Source organism: Microbacterium aurantiacum (assembly GCF_002872075.1).
GTDB lineage: Bacteria > Actinomycetota > Actinomycetes > Actinomycetales > Microbacteriaceae > Microbacterium > Microbacterium aurantiacum_A.
In genome coordinates, this window is the sequence record NZ_PGGU01000014.1 from 108335 (window position 1) to 126688 (window position 18354).

An 18354-nucleotide genomic window follows, 5' to 3' on the forward strand; every position below is an offset into this window, starting at 1 on the left:
GCATGTCGAAAGCCATCGCCGAAGCGCCCGTTGCGGATGCCCCCATCCAGTCGTTCATCGTCACCTTCAACATCCGCCGCTTCGACCCGGAGGTCGACGCCGAACCGCACTGGGTCGACTACGACGTGGAGCTCTACTCCACGGACCGCGTGCTCGACGCGCTGCACAAGATCAAGTGGGAGGTCGATGGTTCGCTGACCTTCCGCCGCTCCTGCGCGCACGGCATCTGCGGCTCCGACGCGATGCGCATCAACGGGCGCAACCGGCTCGCCTGCAAGACGCTGATCAAGGACCTGGACATCTCCAAGCCGATCTACGTCGAGGCGATCAAGGGCCTCCCGCTGGAGAAGGACCTCGTCGTCGACATGGAGCCGTTCTTCGCCTCCTACCGCGAAGTGCAGCCGTTCCTCGTCGCGGGTTCCGTCCCGGAGAAGGGGAAGGAGCGCGTCCAGTCGATCGTCGACCGCGAGATCTTCGACGACACCACCAAGTGCATCCTGTGCGCCGCATGCACCTCGTCGTGCCCGGTGTTCTGGACCGACGGCCAGTACTTCGGCCCTGCCGCGATCGTCAACGCGCACCGTTTCATCTTCGACTCGCGCGACGACAACGCCGCGGTGCGACTGGACATCCTCAACGACAAGGAAGGCGTCTGGCGCTGCCGGACCACCTTCAACTGCTCGGAGGCATGCCCTCGCGGCATCGAGGTCACCAAGGCCATCGCCGAGGTCAAGCAGGCTGTACTCCGCGGCGGTCGCTGAGCACCATCGCCGTGCGCGCCGAACGTATCAAAGAGCGCGTGGTCGCCGCCTTTCCGGTGCGCGTCTGGCGGCACTTCCTGCGGCAGAACGGCTTCCTCCTCTCGGCGGGCATGAGCTATCAGGGCCTGTTCGCCCTGTTCGGGCTGTTGTACATCGCATTCGCGGGCGTCGGCCTCTGGCTCGGCGGCAGCGACCGCGCGATCCGCGCACTGATCGCCGGGGCGAACGCCTACATCCCCGGGCTCATCGGCGAACAGGGCCTCGCCTCCCCCGCCGAGGTCGAAGGGATCGCCGAATCGACGACGGGCGTGCTCAGCCTGACCGGCGCCATCGCGGCGGCCGTGGTGATCTGGTCCGCGACGACGGCCGTGACCTTCACCCGCCGCGCCATCCGCGACATCTTCGGTCTCCCGTTCGACGCGCGCAACTTCCTGCTCCTGAAGTTCTGGGATCTCATCGCCGCGACCGCGTTCGGGTTGTCGTTGCTTCTCGGCTCCGCCCTCAGCGTCGTCGGCGTCTGGGCGCTCGCGCAGGCCGTAGAGGCCTTCGGCGGGGACGCCTCCCGGCCGCTGTACGAGGTCGGGGTGCGGATATCGTCGATCCTCATCGCCTTCGCGATGGATGCCGCCGCTCTCGCCTTGCTGGTGCGCTATCTGACGGGCACCTCGCTGCGCTGGCGGCGGATCCTTCCGGGATCGCTCCTCGGCGGCGGGGGTGTCGTCGTGCTGCAGCTCGGTGCGGGGCTGCTGCTCTCGCACACCCCCACCAACCCGCTGCTGGCGACGTTCGCCGTCATCGTCGCCATGCTCATCTGGTGCAGGGCAGTATCGATCGTCGTGCTCGTGGCAGCATCCTGGATCGCCGTCGGGGCCGCCGACCACGATCAGCCGCTCATCGTGAAGGCCGAGAGCATCACTCCCGAGGCCGAGGCTCAGGCGCTGGTGATCGCCGCACGTGTCCGCGTGCATCGTGCCAAGGACGCGCTCGACGGATCCACCTGGTGGCGACGCCCGCTCTTCTCCCACCGTCTGCGACGTGCCCGTGCCGAGTGGCGCCGTGCCGTCGACGAGGCGTCGGAAGCCGGGGTGCCGGTCGTCGAGCCCCCGCTGCAGGGCGACGATGTCGGAGACGCTCGTTAGGCTTGTCACCATGCCTCATCTGCGCGTCGCCACTGTCAACGTCAACGGAATCCGGGCCTCGGTCCGCAACGGGATGCACGCCTGGCTGGATGCCGCCGATGTCGACGTGCTCACTCTGCAGGAGGTCCGCGGTCAGGACGAACATCTTGAGGCCGCTTTTCCCGGCTGGTCGATCGTGCACGACGAGGCCACCGCGAAGGGCCGCGCCGGCGTCGCCATCGTGAGCCGTACCCCTGCCCTCGCCGTCCGCACGGCCTTCGGAGACGAGGACTTCGACTCGAAGGGCCGGTGGATCGAAGGGGATTTCGTCCTCGGCGACCGGCCCATCACCATCGTCAGCGCATACGTGCACTCCGGTGAGGCCGAGACGCCGCGCCAGGAGGAGAAATGGCGCTTCCTCGACGCCTTCGGCCCGCGTCTGACCGAGCTCGCAGCCGATGACGCGTTCGCAGTCGTCACCGGCGATCTCAACGTCGGGCATCGCGAACTCGACATCAAGAACTGGCGGGGCAACCGCAAGAAGGCGGGCTTCCTCCCCCGCGAGCGCGCCTACTTCGATCGATTCCTGGGTGAGGCGGGAGCCGAGATCACGTGCGTCGACGGCACGGTGGGCACCGGTCTCGGCTGGGTCGACGTGGGCCGCCGGTTCCACGGCGAAGTCGAGGGGCCCTACACGTGGTGGTCCGCACGCGGTCAGGCTTTCGACAATGACACCGGCTGGCGCATCGACTACCACCTCGCCTCTCCCGCTCTGGCCGAGCGGGTGGGCGCCTACCACGTGGCCCGCGCTGCGGCCTATGACCAGCGCTGGAGCGATCACGCGCCCGTGGTCGTCGACTACTCGTACTGAGCGTCGCGTCAGGCGGTGAGCAATGCGGCGATGAGACCGATCGCGGCGAGCACGTAGACGAGCATGCTCCAGCCGTAGGCGGCGCTCCGCCGACTGGAACGGAAGATCAGCGGCACCACCACTGCGGCGAGCAACCCGAGCCCGAGCGCGAGGACGGTGCCGAAGATCAGCACGTATCCGTGCGGATCGCCGGAGCCGCCGCTGAAACGACTGCTCAGCGCCATCCCGCTCAGCAGCAGGAAGGGCACTCCGAACCCGACGGAGAGCACCGCCCCGACGACCCGGATGACCCGGTCACCTGTCGCCGCCCCCTGCACCTGCATCATCGCTCGAGTCTGCCAGCACCGGATTCTGCGCCACCAGCATCACCATAGGATTGATACCGTGACGAAACCTCGCCTCTACTCGGGAATGCAGCCATCCGCCGATTCGCTCCAGATCGGCAACTACATCGGCGCGCTCCTGCAGTGGCGTGATCTGCAGAGCGCGTACGACGCGTACTTCTCCGTCGTCGATCTGCACGCGCTCACCGTCGCGCAGGATCCGGCCGAGCTGCGCGAGAAGACCCGCCGCACCGCCGCGCAGTACATCGCAGCCGGCATCGAGCCCTCCGTGTCGACGTTGTACGTGCAATCGCACGTCCGCGCGCACACCGAGCTGGCCTGGATCCTCAGCACGATCACCGGGTTCGGCGAGGCCGGGCGCATGACCCAGTTCAAGGACAAATCGGCCCGCTACGGGCAGGATGCGGCGAGCGTCGGCCTGTTCACCTATCCGGTCCTGATGGCGGCCGACATCCTTCTCTACCAGACCGATGTCGTGCCAGTCGGCGATGACCAGAAGCAGCATGTCGAGCTCACCCGTGATCTCGCCGAGCGTTTCAACTCGCGCTTCGGCACCACGTTCACCGTGCCGAACCCGGTCATCCAGAAGGACACCGCACGCATCTACGACCTGCAGAACCCGACCTCGAAGATGTCGAAGTCCGCGGAGAGCGACGCGGGCGTGCTCTGGATGCTGGACGACCCGGCGAAGTCGGCGAAGAAGATCATGCGCGCCGTCACCGACAACGAGGGGGCCGTTCGCTTCGACCGCGAGAGCAAGCCCGGCGTCTCGAACCTGCTGACCATCTACGCCGCCCTCACGGGTCGGCAGGTGCCGTCCATCGAGGACGAGTACGCGGGTCGTGGTTACGGCGACTTCAAGAAGGGCCTCGCCGACGTCGTCGTCAACGAGTTCGAGCCCGTGCGCGCGCGTGCCCTCGAGCTTCTCGACGACCCTGCGGAACTCGATCGGATCCTCGCCGCGAACGCCGGGCGAGCGGATGCCGTCGCGGATGCCACACTCAGCACCGTCTACGACCGCGTCGGCCTGCTGCGGCGCGTCTGACGCACGCCGTACGCGTCTGACGCTCGCCGTTAGGATGGGGTCGTGACCGATCCGCAGCTGCCCTCCGCCGGCGTTCCTCCTGTTCCGCCGGCCCCGTACGGCGCGGTGCCGCCGCCCGCCGCACCCGCCTACCCGCAGCCTCCCGTCGCACCCGCTCATCCCCCATTCGGTGCTACGGTCCACTATCAGGCGCCCGTCTATCAGGCGCCCCCGGGCGCCTACCAGGTGCCGGTCGGCGGATACGCAGTCCCCGCCGGCGGGTACCAGGCACCGGCCGTACCGCAGCGGCAGGCGCCGTTCCTCGGCGTCCTGGCACTCGTCTTCTCGCTCGTCGCCGCCATCGTCACCCCGATCGTCGCCGGCTTCGCCGCCTATGAGATCGGCCGACGCATCCCCGAGGCCTTCGAATACGTCAGCGACGTCGACACGCTCGCCTTCCTCTCCCCCGCCCGCGACCAGGTGCTGTGGGCCGAACTCGCGTTCTGGGCCGGCACGCTGCTGGGGATCGCGGCGATCGTGGTCGGCATCATCGCGATCCGGCGCAGGCAGGGCCGGGGGCAGGGCATCGCCGCCCTGACCGTCGCGGTCATCGCTCCCATGATCTTCCTCGTCGTACTGGTGACGGCGCTGAGCACCGGAACCGCAGCCGGTTTCATCGACTACGACTACTCCAGCTGAGCTCGAGCACCATCCCTCAGCGGGGCGCGTGGTGCTTCTGCTGCGCCGCGAGCAGTCCTTCTGAGACGAGCAGCTCGACGGCATCCGCAGCATCCGATACGAGGATCGGCACGATCTCGCGTTCGTCCTTGCCGAAGGGGGCGAGCACCCAGTCCGCGGCGTCCTGGCGTCCTGGCGGACGCCCGATGCCCACCCGCACGCGCGGGAAGTCGGCGGTGCCGATCGCGCTCGCGACGTCGCGGACGCCGTTGTGCCCGCCGTTGCCGCCGCCGATCTTCAGTTTCACCGTGTCGAACGGGATGTCCAGCTCGTCGTGCACGACGACCACCCGCTCCGCGGGCACCGAGTAGAAGCGGGCGACTGCCGCCACCGGAGTGCCCGAGACGTTCATGAACGAGTTCGGCTTCGCGAGCACCAGCTTGTCGGCCCCTGGGCGCAGCCAGGTCTCCACGACGCGAGCGCCGCCCTTGTGCTCGCGGAACTTCTCGCTGCGGCGGGCGGCCAGTTCGTCGACGACGAGCTGGCCGATGTTGTGCCTGGTCGCCTCGTACCGCGGGCCGGGGTTCCCGAGTCCCACCACCAGCCAGGTGGATGCCATCTGTGGTCCTTCCGCGATCGAGCCCGGGCTGTCGTGCAACACGGGCTCGGCCATACTATGACGGCCGGATACGACAGAGGGGACGCGATCGGATCGCGTCCCCTCTGTTCCGAACCTGTGCGAGATTACTCCGCAGCGGCCTCGGCGGTCTCTGCCTCAGCAGCCTCGTCGCCCTCGGCCTCAGCGGCAGCGGGGACGGAGATCGCGACGACGAGCACCTCGGGGTCGGAGAGCAGCGTGGAGCCCTTGGGGAGCACGACGTCGGCGGCGGTGATGTGCGCGCCTTCTTCCAGGCCCTCGACCGAGACCTCGATGTTCTGCGGGATGTGGGTGGCCTCGGCCTCGATCGACAGGGTGTTCGCGTCCTGGTTCACGATCGTTCCGGAAGCGGACTCGCCGACGACGATGATCGGGATGTCGATCGCGACCTTCTCGCCCTTCTTCACCACGAGCAGGTCGATGTGCTCGATGATCTGGTGCACCGGGTCCTTCTGGACGTCCTTGACGAGGGTGAGCTGGTCGCCCTTGCCGTCGATCTCGAGCTCGAGCACCGCGTTGGCACGGCGGATGATGAGCGAGACCTGGTGGCCCGGCAGTGCCACGTGCACCGGCTCGGTGCCGTGACCGTAGATGACGGCGGGGATCTTGCCGGCGGCGCGGAGGCGGCGGGCGTAGCCCTTGCCGAAGTTCTCGCGGAGTTCGGCGTGGACCTTGGTGTCTTCAGACATGGGAATTCTCCTTCGGGGCACGCAGCGACGGGGCCGCGCGGTGGTCTTGGAATTGTGATCTCGAACGCAGACGCGTGAGGAAAGCCACCGGGCTTGCTCCGCCGCGTCGATAACGGACGTTCGCGCACGCGCAGAAGCATCCCTCGCCGAGGTACTCCTCAATGGTACCGGATGACCGGGTAGGCTGAGACCATCTGTCATCACGGCAGGCCGAAAGCCCCACGCAGAACACGGAGACCCCCATGCTCGACGGCGCCTTCCTCTCGCACATCCTCCTCTGGCTCATCGGAGCCATGACGGTGTGCGCCGCCGGCCTGGCATTCGCAGCTCTCTTCTCCCTCGGCCGGTCGGGCTACCGCAAGGACTGATCCCGGGCTTGCACCCCTCCGGCTTCGAGTCCGGAGCCCCCGGTCTCGGCGACCGCGACATCGCCGTCGAACGACGGTTCGTGGCAAACCGAAACACGGACGCGGGCATAAGGCGCACAGCGATACGCTGAAACCAATCCCCCAACTTCTTCACGATCGAGGAGCCGTCAGTGCCCGAAGCATCAGCGAACATCGGAGTCGTCGGACTCGCCGTCATGGGCTCGAATCTCGCCCGCAACCTCGCCAGCCGCGAGGGCAACACCGTGGCGATCTTCAACCGCAGCTATGAGAAGACCCAGGGCGTTCTGGACGCGCACCCCGAGGCCGGGTTCATCCCCGCTCAGACGTACCAGGAGTTCGCCGACTCGCTGCAGAAGCCGCGCACGGCGATCATCATGGTCAAGGCGGGCGGTCCTACCGACGCGGTGATCGATTCCCTCGTCGAGGTCTTCGAACCCGGCGACATCATCGTCGACGGCGGCAACGCGTACTTCCCCGACACCATCCGCCGCGAGAAGGCCGTCCGCGAGACCGGCATCAACTTCGTCGGCGCCGGCATCTCCGGCGGCGAGGAGGGTGCACTCACCGGCCCTTCGATCATGCCCGGCGGTTCGGACGAGTCATGGGTCACCCTCGGCCCGATCCTGACCTCGATCGCCGCGATCGCCGAAGGCGAGGCCTGCGTGACGCATGTCGGTCACGACGGCGCCGGCCACTTCGTCAAGATGGTCCACAACGGCATCGAGTACGCCGATATGCAGCTCATCGCAGAGGCATACGACCTCATCCGGCGCGGCACCGGCAAGTCGCCGGCCGAGATCGCCGACATCTTCGCCGAATGGAACGCGGGCGAGCTGGAGTCGTACCTCATCGAGATCACCGCCGAGGTCCTGCGCCAGGTGGATGCCGAGACCGGCAAGCCTCTGGTCGATGTCATTCTCGACCAGGCCGGCGCCAAGGGCACCGGAGCCTGGACCGTGCAGACGGCCCTTTCGCTCGGCGTGCCCGTCTCGGGCATCGCTGAGGCCACCTTCGCTCGCTCGCTGTCGTCGCACCCCGAGCAGCGCGCCGTCGCCGGAGCCCTCCCCGGTCCCGAGGAGGAGTTCGACGTCGAAGACCAGGAAGCGTTCATCGAGGACGTCCGTCTCGCGCTCTACGCCTCCAAGATCGTCGCCTATTCCCAGGGCTTCGATGAGATCCGCGCCGGCGCCGCCGAGTACGGCTGGAACATCGACCTGGGTGCGATCTCGAAGATCTGGCGCGGCGGCTGCATCATCCGCGCGCAGTTCCTCAACCGCATCGCCGACGCCTACGCCGCCGAACCTGAGCTTCCGGTGCTGATGACCGCCCCGTACTTCGCCGAGGTCTTCGGCCGCGCGCAGTCGGCCTGGCGCCGTGTGGTCGTCGCAGCCGCCGAGGCCGGCATCCCCGCCCCCGCCTTCTCATCGTCGCTGTCGTACTACGACGGCATCCGTGCCGACCGCCTGCCCGCCGCTCTGGTCCAGGGCCAGCGGGACTTCTTCGGTGCGCACACCTACAAGCGCATCGACAAGCCGGGCACGTTCCACACCCAGTGGTCCGGCGACCGCACCGAGATCGAAGCGGAAGACACGCACTGACGCATCGATCGCAGCGCTGAGGGGCTGGGTGGCTTTCGCCGCCCAGCACCTCTGCGTTCACACGACGCCGCTCACACCACGATGTTGTGATTGCGGCGGAACACGTTCTGCGGGTCCCACTGCGCCTTCACCGCGCGCAACCGTGCGTAGGCCGCATCGGTGAACATGCCCGGCACGGCCTCCGGGCGCTCCGTGTCGGCGAAGTTGCCGTACTCGGCGAGCCGTCCGGTTTCGATCTCACGCCAGTCGGCGAGGATCTTCGCCCGCGTCTCATCATCCACCAGCCCAGGGATGTCGAATCCGCCGGCCATGACGAACCAGGTCGCCGAACGCGCCGGGAACGCCGTGTCCTCCTGCGGGACGTCACCGAAGGCGCCGCCCAGCGAGCGCAGGAACACGATCGACGCGGGGTAGGCGGCGCGGAACGCCACGAGCCGATCGATCGTCTCGTCATCGAGCTCGGCGAACAGCCCGTTGCCTCCGACGAACCCAGGAGGACCGGCCGGAGCGCCGTCTTCCGGCACGGGCATCTCCATCAGGATCTCCCGGTACGCGGGCGTCGTGAGCGTCTCCGTGACACCGTCCAGCGCTGCGATGGGCGACATCACCGCGCGCAGTGCCTCCGTATCGCTTCCGGCCCACACCGCGCTCAGGCGCGCGCCGGCCGGCGCGCTGGGGTCCATCGCCGGGACATCCATGAACGTCACGGTCAGCTCATTCGGGGCATCGCGGAGGAGATCGCGTGCCGAGCGCACCACGGGAGCGGAGTCTCCCGCGATCGCGTACTCGCCGAAGACGATGCCGGGCAGTCGATGCGCCTGGAAATCGAACCGGGTGACGATGCCGAAGTTCCCTCCGCCACCCCGGATCGCCCAGAACAGATCCGGATGCTCATGGTCGGCGACCTCGACGATCTCGCCGCTCGCCGTCACGAGCTGCGCCCCGATCAGCTGGTCGGCCGCGAGCCCCCAGGCGCGCACCATCCAGCCGACCCCGCCGCCGAGCGTGAGTCCTCCGACCCCGACGCTCGCGGTGTCGCCCGAGCTCAGGGCGAGTCCGTGCGCGCCCAGGGCCGCGGCGATATCGCCCCACACGGCGCCGCCGCCGACTCGCACGGTCGTGCCCTCGACGTCGACCCCGGTGAGCTCGCCGAGCTCGACGCGGATGCCGGTGGCCGGCGCGTGCGACCACGGGCCATGACCGCCGGAGACGACGGTGACGGGCGCGCCCGTCTTCACCGCCTCCCGGATGATCTCGGCGACCTGAGCGACGGTCGCCGGCCGGTGGACGTGGGATGCGGTCGAGTCGATGCCTTCAGCCATGCCCTCACTGTAAGGCGGAGCACCGACACGGCGGAAGAGTGCTCAGGCACGCCCGACCGCGTCGAGGAACACCGTCGCCCGCGCGGCGAGCGCCGCCAGGTCGCCTCCGACACCGGTGGCATCGCCGACGAGCGGCCCGCCGACGCCGACGCCGAACGCCCCGGCTGCGAAGAAGTCGGCGGCCGTCGCGGCCGTCACTCCCCCGACCGGGATGATCCGCGCTCCGGGGAACGGGTCGCGGACCGCACGAATGAAACCGGGCCCGAGCGTGCTCGCCGGAAACAGCTTCACGGCGGCGGCACCGAGGTCGAGTCCGCTCTGGATCTCGGTGGGCGTGTAGACACCCGGGAGCACGCCGATCCCCTCACGGATCGCGTACGGGACGGACGCGTTGAGCGTCGGCGTCACCACGAACTGCGCGCCTGCCGACACCGCCCTGTCGACGTCGGCCTCGTCGAGCACGGTTCCGGCGCCGATCATCGCACCGGATGGGGCATCGTGTACGACTTGAGCGATCGCCTCCTCCGCGTCTCGGAGGGTGAGGGTGATCTCCAGAGTCAGGATGCCGGCATCGATCAGAGTGCGTGCCGCCGCGACGGTGGCATCGACATCCGTCCCCCGCAGGATCGCGATGAGGCGACTCGCACCGAGCCGCTCCTGCAGACGCGCGTTGTCCACGATGGTCATCGCATCACCCCGCCGACGAGCTCTGCACCGTCCGCCCTGACGGCCGGCGCAGAGCCGCCCCATGGGCGCGTCGGCATACCGCCGACCTCGACCTCCACGCCGAGCAGCGCACCGTCCGCACGGGTCGGATGCGGCAGCCCCACGCTCGCCGTCGTGATCACGAGCAGGTCATCGACGAGCACCACGGCCGTCGGCCTGGTGGCAGGGAGCCGGATGGTCTCGACGAGCGCCCCCTCCGGCGAGTAGCGGCGCACCTCCGCCGCATCCCAGACGGCCACCCACAGCATGCCCTCCTTATCGATGGTCATGCCGTCGGGGTTCCCGCCGTCGACGTGGCACACCGTGCGCCTGTTGGCGAGCCGTCCGTCTGGCGCCACGTCGAACGCCTCGATGCTCCGGTGCAGGAGGGTGTCGATGTAGTAGAGAGTGGAACCGGTGTCGTCGAAGGCCAGCCCGTTCGACACGGTCACTCCCCCGAGCCGCTCGGTGGCGACGCCGTGTGCGTCTATGCTCCACAGCGCGCAGTGGGGCGCCCTCGGCATCGACTGGCTTCCCACCCAGAACCGGCCGGCCGGGTCGCAGCCGCCGTCGTTCATATAGCTGCCGGCCGCCGCGACATCCAGCGCGATCGGCGAGACGACGCCGTCGTCGCTCACATGCTTCACCGCGCGGTCCACTGCGACAGCCCATCCCGACCCGGGTTCGGCGAGGGGCACGGGCGCACCGATCTGCGCACCGACGGTGACGACGGGACCCGGCACCACCTTTCCGTTTTCGAGGCGTCCCCGATGGAAGCGGCCGGTCGCCATGTCGATCCAGGCCAGACCCCCGTCTCGGCCGTCCCAACGAGGGGATTCAGCCTGTACGTACCGTTCGTCGGAGATGATCTCGACCGTTCGCGAACTCGACATCCGCGCCCCCTTTCGCTGGAGAATGGTAACCATTATGTGGCAGACTATCTCACAATATGCATACACCTTGCGAGAAATGTGAATCCGCGACCACCACGCGGGGAAGAGGTCGATGACCATGACGCTCCACGGCTTGATGCCGATTCTTGCGACGCCCTTCGACGAGGCGGGCGCTCTCGACCGCGACAGCCTGCGGCGTCTGGTGGAGTTCGAACTCGCCTCCGGAGTCGACGGCGTCGCCGTGTTCGGCATGGCGAGCGAGGGCTTCGCGCTGACCGCCGACGAACGACGCACGATCCTCGACGATGTCGTGCGGATCGTCGACCGGCGAGTGCCGGTCGTCGCCGGAGTCAACGGCACCTCGACGGCGACCTCGATCGAGCAGGCCCTCATCGCCGAGGAGGGGGGCGCCGATGCCCTCATGGTGCTGCCGCCCTTCATGGTCAAGCCACCCGCCGCCACGCTCGTCGACTTCTACGGCGAGGTCGCCGCGGCGACGGCCCTTTCGGTGATGGTGCAGGACGCCCCCGGTGTCACCGGAGTCTCGATGCCGCCGGCGCTGATCGCCGAGATCGCCCGCCTCGACGGCGTCGATTCCGTGAAGATCGAGGCTCCGCCGACCGCGCCCAAGGTCGGCGCTGTCGTCGACGCGGTCGGCGACAGCGACTTCGCCGTGCTCGGAGGCCAGAACGCGCAGTTCTGTCTGGAGGAGTACGCCAGGGGCGCAGTGGGCACCATGCCCGCATGCGAGTTCCCCGACCTTCTCGCCCCTGTGCTCGCGGACTTCGTCGCGGGGCGCGTCGACGATGCACGGGCGGGATTCCGCCGTATGCTCCCTCTCGTGCTGATCGGTCTGCAGGGCGGCATCGCTTGGGCGGTGCACAAGGAGGTGCTCGTGGCGCGCAGGATCATCGAGCACGCGACCGTGCGCTACCCGGCGGCGCGTCTCGACGCCGGCAGCCGGGCGGCCGTCGATCTCGTGATCGAGGAACTCGACCTTCCTCGTCTGCCCGCCTCGGTGCGCGTATGACCCGCCGAGGCGTGCTGCTGATCGGCGGCACCTCCGACATCGGACTCGCGATCGCGCGTGCGTTCGTCGAGCGGGGCGACGCCGTGGTGGGGGTGGGCCTCGAGACTTCGTCCGATCCCGTCTTCGACCGGTACCTCGTTGCCGACTGCAGTCGATCCGAGGCCGCAGAACGAACGGTGTCCGACGCGGCTGCCATCCTGGGCGGCATCGACGTGGTCGTGCTCGCCGCCGCCCGCATGCCGATCGCGCGAGCCGAGGCGACGACCGACGAGGAGTGGCGCGGCGCCATCGGAGCCACGCTCGACTCGGCGTTCTTCGTGGCCCGTGCGGCATTGCCCCACCTCGATCGGGGATCGTCGATCATCGCGGTGACCTCCGTCAACGGCGCACTCGCCGCGCCCGCACTGCCGGCGTACGCCGCAGCCAAGGCGGGCGTCGAGGGCCTCGTGAGGCAGCTGGCTCTCGACTACGGCCCTCGCGGCATCCGAGTCAACGCCGTGCAGCCGGGGAGCATCTCGGCGACGGACACCGGCGAGAGTGAGGGCTATCCCCTGGGCCGCATCGGCCGGCCGGAGGAGGTCGCCTCCGTGGTGGAGTTCCTCGCCTCCGACGCCGCCTCGTTCGTGACCGGCGCCTCGATCCCCGTCGACGGCGGCCTGTCGATCTCGTCTCCTGCCGCGTGGCTCAAGCCCTCGCTGCGTGAGCGCTGGCTCTGAGAACCGCTCACGCCGACGACGCGAATGCCGCACCGGAGATCCGGTGCGGCATTCGTGTGGATACGAGAGCTCAGGAGTTGGAGTCGAGCAGCCCCTGCACTTCCTTCTTCAGCGCGTTGAGACCCGCCTGCACCTCCACCTGTCCGGCGAGGATCGTCGCGACGCCCCCGCCGATGGCCGCATCGATCTGGGCCGTCACAGCGACGCGGTCCCACGCCGCTCCGCGGGCATGCTCGGAGACCTCCGTGCGGAACGCGACCTGGAACTTGTCAGCCGCGAGCGCAGGGATCTGGTCGGCCACGGACTTGGCAGCGGGGGCCACAGCGGAACGCTCGTAGAGTGCAGTCGCCGCCTCGACGTCGGTCGCGGCATACGTGATGAACTCGCGGCTGGTGAGTTCGCCTTCCCCGGCACTCGCGAAGAGACCGCCGCCCCACGCGCGGTTGTAGGAATCGTTGCTCCCGGCGGTCGGACGGGCGATGGCTCCGATGTTGTCGATGATGTTCTGCGCCGCCCCGTTGGTCTTCACGAACGTGGAGGCCAACGGCGCATCGTCGTAGAGCGCCGCGCGCCCGCTCGCGAACAGGATGCGGGCGTCACTGCGCGCCACGTTCGTCTGGGTGAGCCCGGCGTCCAGCAGGGACTTGTACCAGGTGATGGCTTCCACGCTCTCGGCGTCGCCGATCGTGCACGTGAAGTCGTCCGTGACCACGTCGCTCCCGAATCCCCACATCCAGTGCACGGCATCCTTCAGATCCGGGTTCTTCGTCACCGCGGCGTACGGGATCAGCGATGAATCCTGCGCCTTGATCTTCTCGAGCGCCGTCGCGAACTTCTCGACCGTCATGCCCGACTTGATGCCGACGCTCTTCGCGATCTCGCCGTTCGTGATGAGGCCGATGCCGGCGGCGGTCAGCGGCAGCACGAGGAGCTTTCCGTCCATGGTGTACGAATCGAGCACGCCCTGCGGGATGCCGAGACCCTTCGCCAGGTCGGTCAGGTCGGCGAGCACGTTCATCGGGGTGAGCACCTGCCACCCTCCCGACTGCCCGACGCCCATGAGCTTGCCGGAGCGGCCGGTGAGTGCCAGTTGTGTGGCGGCTTGATCGTACGGGTAGATCACCGGCGCGACCTTCACGCCGGCATCCTTGGAGAACCCGTCGAGGATCCCCTGCCATGCCGGCTTCAGCGCCTCCTCGCCGAGCGAGTTGCCGTAGAAGTTGATGGTTTTCGCCTTGGTCGCGGCGTTCGCCCCGGCACCCGGCGTCGATGCGACGGGGGTCGTGCAACCGGCGAGCGCGAGGACGCCGAACGCGGCCAGGGCGGTGCTGCCGCCGAGAAAGGCACGACGGCTCAGCTGCGAGTTCGAGATGTTCATGAGGACTGCTCCTTCGGGACGTGATGAGGATCGGTTGTTGCTGGGTGACGAGTGGCTACCCCTTGACCGCGCCAGCTGCGAGGCCGGAGACGAAGTAGCGCTGGAGGACGACGAAGATGATGACGAGCGGCAGGGACGTGATGAGGGATGCCGCCATCAGGGCCGGCCAGTCGGCGGTACCCTCGCGGATGAAGGCTTGGGTGAGGCCCGCCGGCAGCGTCTGCTTGTCGGGCCCTGCGAGCGTCAGCGCGAAGAGGAGGTCGCTCCACCCCCGCATGAAGGCGAACATCGCGGCGGTGATGAGGCCGGGCACCACGAGCGGGAAGACGATCCGGAACATGGTGGCCGTGCGGGAGAGCCCGTCGACCTTCGCGGCTTCCAGGATGTCGTCGGGGATGCCGTCGATGATCCCCTTCAGCAGGAAGACCGTGAGCGGGAGGGTGAAGGTCGTGAACGAGATGATGAGCGCCGTGTATGTGTAGAGCAGCCCTGCCGAGCTCAGCATCAGGTACAGCGAGATGAGCAGCAGCGCACCCGGGATGAGCTGCCCGATCAGGAACATGAACATGATCGCGCTCCGTCCGCGGTAGCGGAACTTCGAGAGCGAGTACGCCATGAGGCCGCCGACGAGGACGGCCAGCACCGCCGTGCCCGATGAGACGACGATGCTGTTCACGAGGCTCTTCAGGAGCGCATCGTTCTGGAAGAAGCCGACGAAGTTCTCGATCGTGGGGTCGACCGGGAAGAACGGCCTGTCCAGGGCGAAGACGTCCTCCTTCTTCGTGAACGCCGTCGCCGTCAGCCAGTAGATGGGCAGCAGACCGAAGAGGGCCAGAAGCAGGAGGGCGAGGCGCCCGGGAATGGACAGGTGCGGTCGGATGATCGACTCGCCGACGTCGCGACTACGGCGCATCATTTCTCCAGTCGTCGGTTGAGGAGCAGGTACCCGCTCGAGATGATCGCCAGCAGGACGAGCCACAAGGCGCCCATCGCGGAGGCCTTGCCGAGCTCGTAGCTGCCGAACGCGAGGTGGTAGAGGCTGACGGCCAGGGTCGTCGTGGAGTTGCCCGGCCCGCCTCCCGTCATGACGAAGATCGTGTCGAAGTTGCCGAAGTTGTAGATGAACTCCAGCACGGCCACGAGAGCGACGGGGCCCGCGATATGAGGAAGCGAGATGTAGCGAAAGCGCTGTGCACGCGTTGCGCCGTCGATCGTGGCGGCCTCGATCTGCTCGCTGGGCAGGGTCTGGAGGACGGCGAGGGCCACCACCATGATCCAGGGGAACGAATGCCAGGTCTTCGCGATGATGACCGCCGACATCGCGCCCACCGGGTTGCCGAGCATGCTGATCTCCGGCATCCCGAAGACGGAGAGGACGTGGTTCACCACGCCGTAGCTGTCGTTGAAGATCCATGCCCAGAGGAAGGAGACGACGACACCGGGGAGCAGCCATGGCAGCATCAGTGCACCCCGCAGGATGTTGCGGCCGCGCATGCGGGAGTTGAGCAGCATCGCGAGTGCCACACCGAGGACGAGGGGGAAGACCGTGGCGAGCGACGAGAACACGAGCGTGGTGCCGAGCCTGGCCACGAACTCGTCCCAGATCGCCGCATAGTTCCCGAACCCGACGAAGGTGCGCTCCGGGCGCAGCAGCGACTGGTCATAGAGACTCGTGCCGACGCTCGAGACGAGCGGGAAGATCGCGATCACGAGGAACAGGAGGACGGCGGGAAGTGCGATCATGAAACCGAAGGTGCGATCCTTCGCGCCCAGCGTGGATCGCCGCCCGGAACGTTGCTCGACCCGCTCGCGAGTCGCGGGCCTCTCGAGGATGACTTGGTGCATTGCATTCACTTTCCGAGTAAGGACGGCCCCATGCCGGGCCCTGCGCCGTCGTCACAGTCGTCGGCGTTGACGTGTCGCCAGTCAACCACATTGCGGATGCGAAATCCACAAAATGCATAAGACACCCATATTTATGTTGCCTCGCACCAGTTCTCTCATTAGGATGACTGGCAGCGGCGATGAGTCGCGGAGCCGCAGACGCGGCGGCAGCATGAAGGAGAAGGCACGATGGCATCGGAATCGGTGGGTGGCACCCAGACCGTCGAACGGGCGATGTCCTTGCTCGCGTGCTTCACCGAGGAGTCGGGAGAACTCCGCGTCTCGGAGCTGTGCACGCTCACCGGCCTCGGCCAGTCCACGGTGTCCCGCATGATGTCCGCGCTTGACCGCATGAAGTTCGTCATCCAGGACGGCCGGACCGGCCTGTACCGGCTGGGCCCCGCAGCAGTGGCCCTCGGCACGATCGCACTGAACGGATCGCCCATCTTCCGTGCTTCGCGGCAGATCGCACAGAACCTCGCACGCCGGATCGAGATCGGCGTGAACGTCGCCGAGCTCAGCGGGTTCACCTTCACCTACCTCTGCAACTTCGAGGGCGCGCTGGCGCCGAAATCGTTCGCGATGGCAGGCCGCACCGGGCCGCTGCACGCTACTGGCCTGGGCAAGGCCCTGCTGTCCGGCATGCCCAGCGCCATGGTCGACGAGTACTTCGCCCAGGCCCCCCAGCGGTACACGCCGCACACGATCGTGGACCGAGACGCCATGCAGGTCGCGCTGGATGAGACCCGCAGCCGCGGATACGCGACCGAGATCGAAGAACTCGCCTTCGGCCGCGCATGCATCGCCGCCCCGATCCACAACCAGGCGGGCGAGATCGTCGCCGGCCTTTCGGCGAGCGGTCCCCTGTCGGTGCTCGACCTCCACGCCCCCCACCAGGAGCTCGCGCTGCAGTTGATCGAGGCGGCCGACGAGATCTCCGTCGCCCTCGGCTACAGCCCCTCCCGCGCCGTGAGCTCCTTCGCGACGCTCTGAACCGTTGCCGCGTCTCTCCGCGGCTCCCTGACCACAATGCCGCGGCGCACGCCGCCGGCTTCTCGACCATCGATGTCTTAGGAGACCCCTGTGCGAATCGCGCGCGTCCAGACCTTCCCGCTCTACCTCTCGAAAGAGGATGCGAACAACTCCTATGCGGGCGACTCCGCCGTGGAGCACCGTGGATACGTGATCCGGCCGCCGTGGCGCAGCCTCTACTCCCCCGGCTACGAGACCCTCCTGGTGAAGATCGAGACGGATGACGGCCTGGTCGGCTGGGGCGAGGCCCTCGCACCCGTCGCACCCGTCGTCGCCGCCGCCATCGTCGACCACCTGCTCACGCCGCTCATCCTCGGTGAGGATCCGCGTTCGGTGCGCACGCTCTGGCACCGGATGTCCGAGTCGATGCGCGAGCGAGGGCACCTCACCGGGCACCAGGCAGACGCTATGGCCGCCGTCGACATCGCCCTCTGGGACCTGTGGGGGCAGGCGACAGGCCTCTCGGTGTCCGAACTCGCCGGCGGGCGGTTCACCGAGGTCCTGCCCACCTATGTCTCCGGCATCCGAGGCGTGGACGACGCGGATCGGGCCGACAAGGCCGCCGAACTGGTCGAGGCGGGCACTCGACGCATCAAGCTGCACCTCGGTGTCGACATCCGTACGGACCTCGCGACCTATGATGCGATCCGTGCCGTCCATCCGGATCTCGATGTCGCGCTGGACGCGCACTGGACCTACCGGCTCGGCGAGGCCAAGGCGCTCGGACGAGAGCTCGACGACCGGAAGGCGTGGTTCTTCGAGGCGCCTCTGGCGCCGGAGGACGTGGAGGGACACCGCGATCTCGCCGCCTCCCTGGACACGCCCGTCGCGATCGGCGAGGCGATGCGGAGCCGCTTCGAGTTCACCGATTGGCTCACCCGCAGAGCGGTCGGCCTCACGCAGCCGGACATCGGCCGGACCGGCATCACCGAAGGCCTTGCGATCGCGGCGGTCTCCGATGCGTTCCACGTGCAGGTCGCGCCGCACCACTCCGCGGCTTTCGGCATCGCGATGGCCGCAGGCGTGCATGTCGCGGCGAGCGCTGCCTCGCTGCTGGCGTTCGAGTACCAGCCGTTCACCCTTCCCGTCGCGAACCGCATCCTCACGTCTCCGCTCGAGGTGCGTCCGGACGGCGGATTCGTCGTGCCGAACGGTCCGGGACTGGGCGTGACCGTCGACGAGTCAGCGATCCAGGAGTTCGTGCGCCGCTGAGCGCGCTGCGAACTGAGAGGGCGGGTGGTGAGGGATCGGATCCCTCACCACC

Annotated in this window: 20 protein-coding genes; 11 read left to right on the top strand and 9 right to left on the bottom strand. The window is 68.1% G+C overall.

The window, feature by feature from the left end; translation table 11 throughout:
- Positions 1-2 precede the first annotated feature (2 nt).
- The 3 genes from CUR96_RS10085 to CUR96_RS10095 are packed head-to-tail and all read left to right on the top strand — an operon-like array spanning position 3 to position 2750.
- Positions 3-761 carry a succinate dehydrogenase iron-sulfur subunit gene (locus CUR96_RS10085; RefSeq protein ID WP_102193177.1) on the top strand — a complete coding sequence of 253 codons (759 nt, stop codon included), beginning with the start codon at positions 3-5 and terminating at the stop codon, positions 759-761.
- Between the two features lie 11 nt (positions 762-772).
- The gene (locus CUR96_RS10090; protein WP_180968990.1) at positions 773-1900 is read left to right on the top strand and encodes a YihY/virulence factor BrkB family protein; all 1128 of its coding nucleotides are present in this window, start codon (positions 773-775) and stop codon (positions 1898-1900) included.
- A 10-nt stretch (positions 1901-1910) separates the two neighbouring features.
- Entirely contained in the window at positions 1911-2750 is an 840-nt protein-coding gene (locus tag CUR96_RS10095) for an exodeoxyribonuclease III (RefSeq protein WP_102193179.1), read from the top strand.
- Between the two features lie 8 nt (positions 2751-2758).
- Here CUR96_RS10095 and CUR96_RS10100 read toward each other — a convergent pair whose 3' ends face one another.
- Positions 2759-3076: a hypothetical protein gene (locus tag CUR96_RS10100; protein ID WP_102193180.1), complete on the bottom strand. Its 318-nt coding sequence runs from the start codon at positions 3074-3076 to the stop codon at positions 2759-2761.
- Positions 3077-3134: 58 nt separating this feature from the next.
- Here CUR96_RS10100 and trpS point away from each other — a divergent pair, with 58 nt between their 5' ends.
- Positions 3135-4139 carry a tryptophan--tRNA ligase gene (trpS, locus tag CUR96_RS10105; protein ID WP_102193181.1) on the top strand — a complete coding sequence of 335 codons (1005 nt, stop codon included), beginning with the start codon at positions 3135-3137 and terminating at the stop codon, positions 4137-4139.
- A 42-nt stretch (positions 4140-4181) separates the two neighbouring features.
- Complete coding sequence (locus tag CUR96_RS10110) at positions 4182-4817, top strand: hypothetical protein (RefSeq protein WP_245861181.1); 636 nt, start codon at positions 4182-4184, stop codon at positions 4815-4817.
- 16 nt (positions 4818-4833) lie between these two features.
- On the opposite strand, the gene pth is transcribed toward CUR96_RS10110, so the two are convergent.
- Both pth and CUR96_RS10120 read right to left on the bottom strand, forming a co-directional pair.
- Positions 4834-5415, bottom strand: a complete 582-nt coding sequence (gene pth / locus CUR96_RS10115) for an aminoacyl-tRNA hydrolase (RefSeq protein ID WP_102193204.1) — start codon at positions 5413-5415, stop codon at positions 4834-4836.
- A 125-nt stretch (positions 5416-5540) separates the two neighbouring features.
- Positions 5541-6143 carry a 50S ribosomal protein L25/general stress protein Ctc gene (locus tag CUR96_RS10120; protein ID WP_102193182.1) on the bottom strand — a complete coding sequence of 201 codons (603 nt, stop codon included), beginning with the start codon at positions 6141-6143 and terminating at the stop codon, positions 5541-5543.
- Between the two features lie 242 nt (positions 6144-6385).
- Between CUR96_RS10120 and CUR96_RS18845 the strand changes: the two genes are divergently transcribed.
- Both CUR96_RS18845 and gndA read left to right on the top strand, forming a co-directional pair.
- Positions 6386-6511: a hypothetical protein gene (locus CUR96_RS18845; protein WP_281255051.1), complete on the top strand. Its 126-nt coding sequence runs from the start codon at positions 6386-6388 to the stop codon at positions 6509-6511.
- A 170-nt stretch (positions 6512-6681) separates the two neighbouring features.
- Positions 6682-8130 (top strand): NADP-dependent phosphogluconate dehydrogenase, encoded by a 1449-nt coding sequence (gndA, locus tag CUR96_RS10125; protein ID WP_102193183.1) that lies wholly within the window; start codon positions 6682-6684, stop codon positions 8128-8130.
- A 71-nt stretch (positions 8131-8201) separates the two neighbouring features.
- Here the strand turns inward: gndA and CUR96_RS10130 are convergent, their stop codons facing one another.
- From CUR96_RS10130 to CUR96_RS10140, 3 genes are read right to left on the bottom strand one after another with little or no spacing between them, the layout of a single operon-like run.
- Entirely contained in the window at positions 8202-9452 is a 1251-nt protein-coding gene (locus tag CUR96_RS10130; RefSeq protein ID WP_180968991.1) for an FAD-binding oxidoreductase, read from the bottom strand.
- Between the two features lie 42 nt (positions 9453-9494).
- The gene (locus tag CUR96_RS10135; protein ID WP_102193184.1) at positions 9495-10139 is read right to left on the bottom strand and encodes a bifunctional 4-hydroxy-2-oxoglutarate aldolase/2-dehydro-3-deoxy-phosphogluconate aldolase; all 645 of its coding nucleotides are present in this window, start codon (positions 10137-10139) and stop codon (positions 9495-9497) included.
- Positions 10136-11050, bottom strand: a complete 915-nt coding sequence (locus tag CUR96_RS10140; protein WP_180968992.1) for an SMP-30/gluconolactonase/LRE family protein — start codon at positions 11048-11050, stop codon at positions 10136-10138. Before CUR96_RS10140 ends, CUR96_RS10135 begins: the two co-directional genes overlap by 4 nt.
- Positions 11051-11162: 112 nt before the next feature.
- Here CUR96_RS10140 and CUR96_RS10145 point away from each other — a divergent pair, with 112 nt between their 5' ends.
- Together CUR96_RS10145 and CUR96_RS10150 are read left to right on the top strand one after the other, a co-directional pair.
- The gene (locus CUR96_RS10145) at positions 11163-12080 is read left to right on the top strand and encodes a dihydrodipicolinate synthase family protein (RefSeq protein WP_102193186.1); all 918 of its coding nucleotides are present in this window, start codon (positions 11163-11165) and stop codon (positions 12078-12080) included.
- Entirely contained in the window at positions 12077-12796 is a 720-nt protein-coding gene (locus tag CUR96_RS10150) for an SDR family NAD(P)-dependent oxidoreductase (protein WP_102193187.1), read from the top strand. The genes CUR96_RS10145 and CUR96_RS10150 overlap by 4 nt, the downstream gene beginning before the upstream one ends.
- A 70-nt stretch (positions 12797-12866) precedes the next feature.
- Here the strand turns inward: CUR96_RS10150 and CUR96_RS10155 are convergent, their stop codons facing one another.
- From CUR96_RS10155 to CUR96_RS10165, 3 genes are read right to left on the bottom strand one after another with little or no spacing between them, the layout of a single operon-like run.
- The gene (locus tag CUR96_RS10155; protein WP_102193188.1) at positions 12867-14174 is read right to left on the bottom strand and encodes an ABC transporter substrate-binding protein; all 1308 of its coding nucleotides are present in this window, start codon (positions 14172-14174) and stop codon (positions 12867-12869) included.
- A gap of 55 nt (positions 14175-14229) precedes the next feature.
- A complete protein-coding gene (locus tag CUR96_RS10160; protein ID WP_245861183.1) occupies positions 14230-15090 on the bottom strand; it encodes a carbohydrate ABC transporter permease in 861 nt (286 codons plus the stop codon).
- Positions 15087-15917 carry a carbohydrate ABC transporter permease gene (locus CUR96_RS10165; protein WP_245861185.1) on the bottom strand — a complete coding sequence of 277 codons (831 nt, stop codon included), beginning with the start codon at positions 15915-15917 and terminating at the stop codon, positions 15087-15089. Before CUR96_RS10165 ends, CUR96_RS10160 begins: the two co-directional genes overlap by 4 nt.
- A 330-nt stretch (positions 15918-16247) precedes the next feature.
- Between CUR96_RS10165 and CUR96_RS10170 the strand changes: the two genes are divergently transcribed.
- A complete protein-coding gene (locus tag CUR96_RS10170) occupies positions 16248-17051 on the top strand; it encodes an IclR family transcriptional regulator (RefSeq protein WP_102193191.1) in 804 nt (267 codons plus the stop codon).
- A 90-nt stretch (positions 17052-17141) separates the two neighbouring features.
- Positions 17142-18302 carry a mandelate racemase/muconate lactonizing enzyme family protein gene (locus CUR96_RS10175; protein WP_102193192.1) on the top strand — a complete coding sequence of 387 codons (1161 nt, stop codon included), beginning with the start codon at positions 17142-17144 and terminating at the stop codon, positions 18300-18302.
- The last annotated feature ends 52 nt before the right edge of the window (positions 18303-18354 follow it).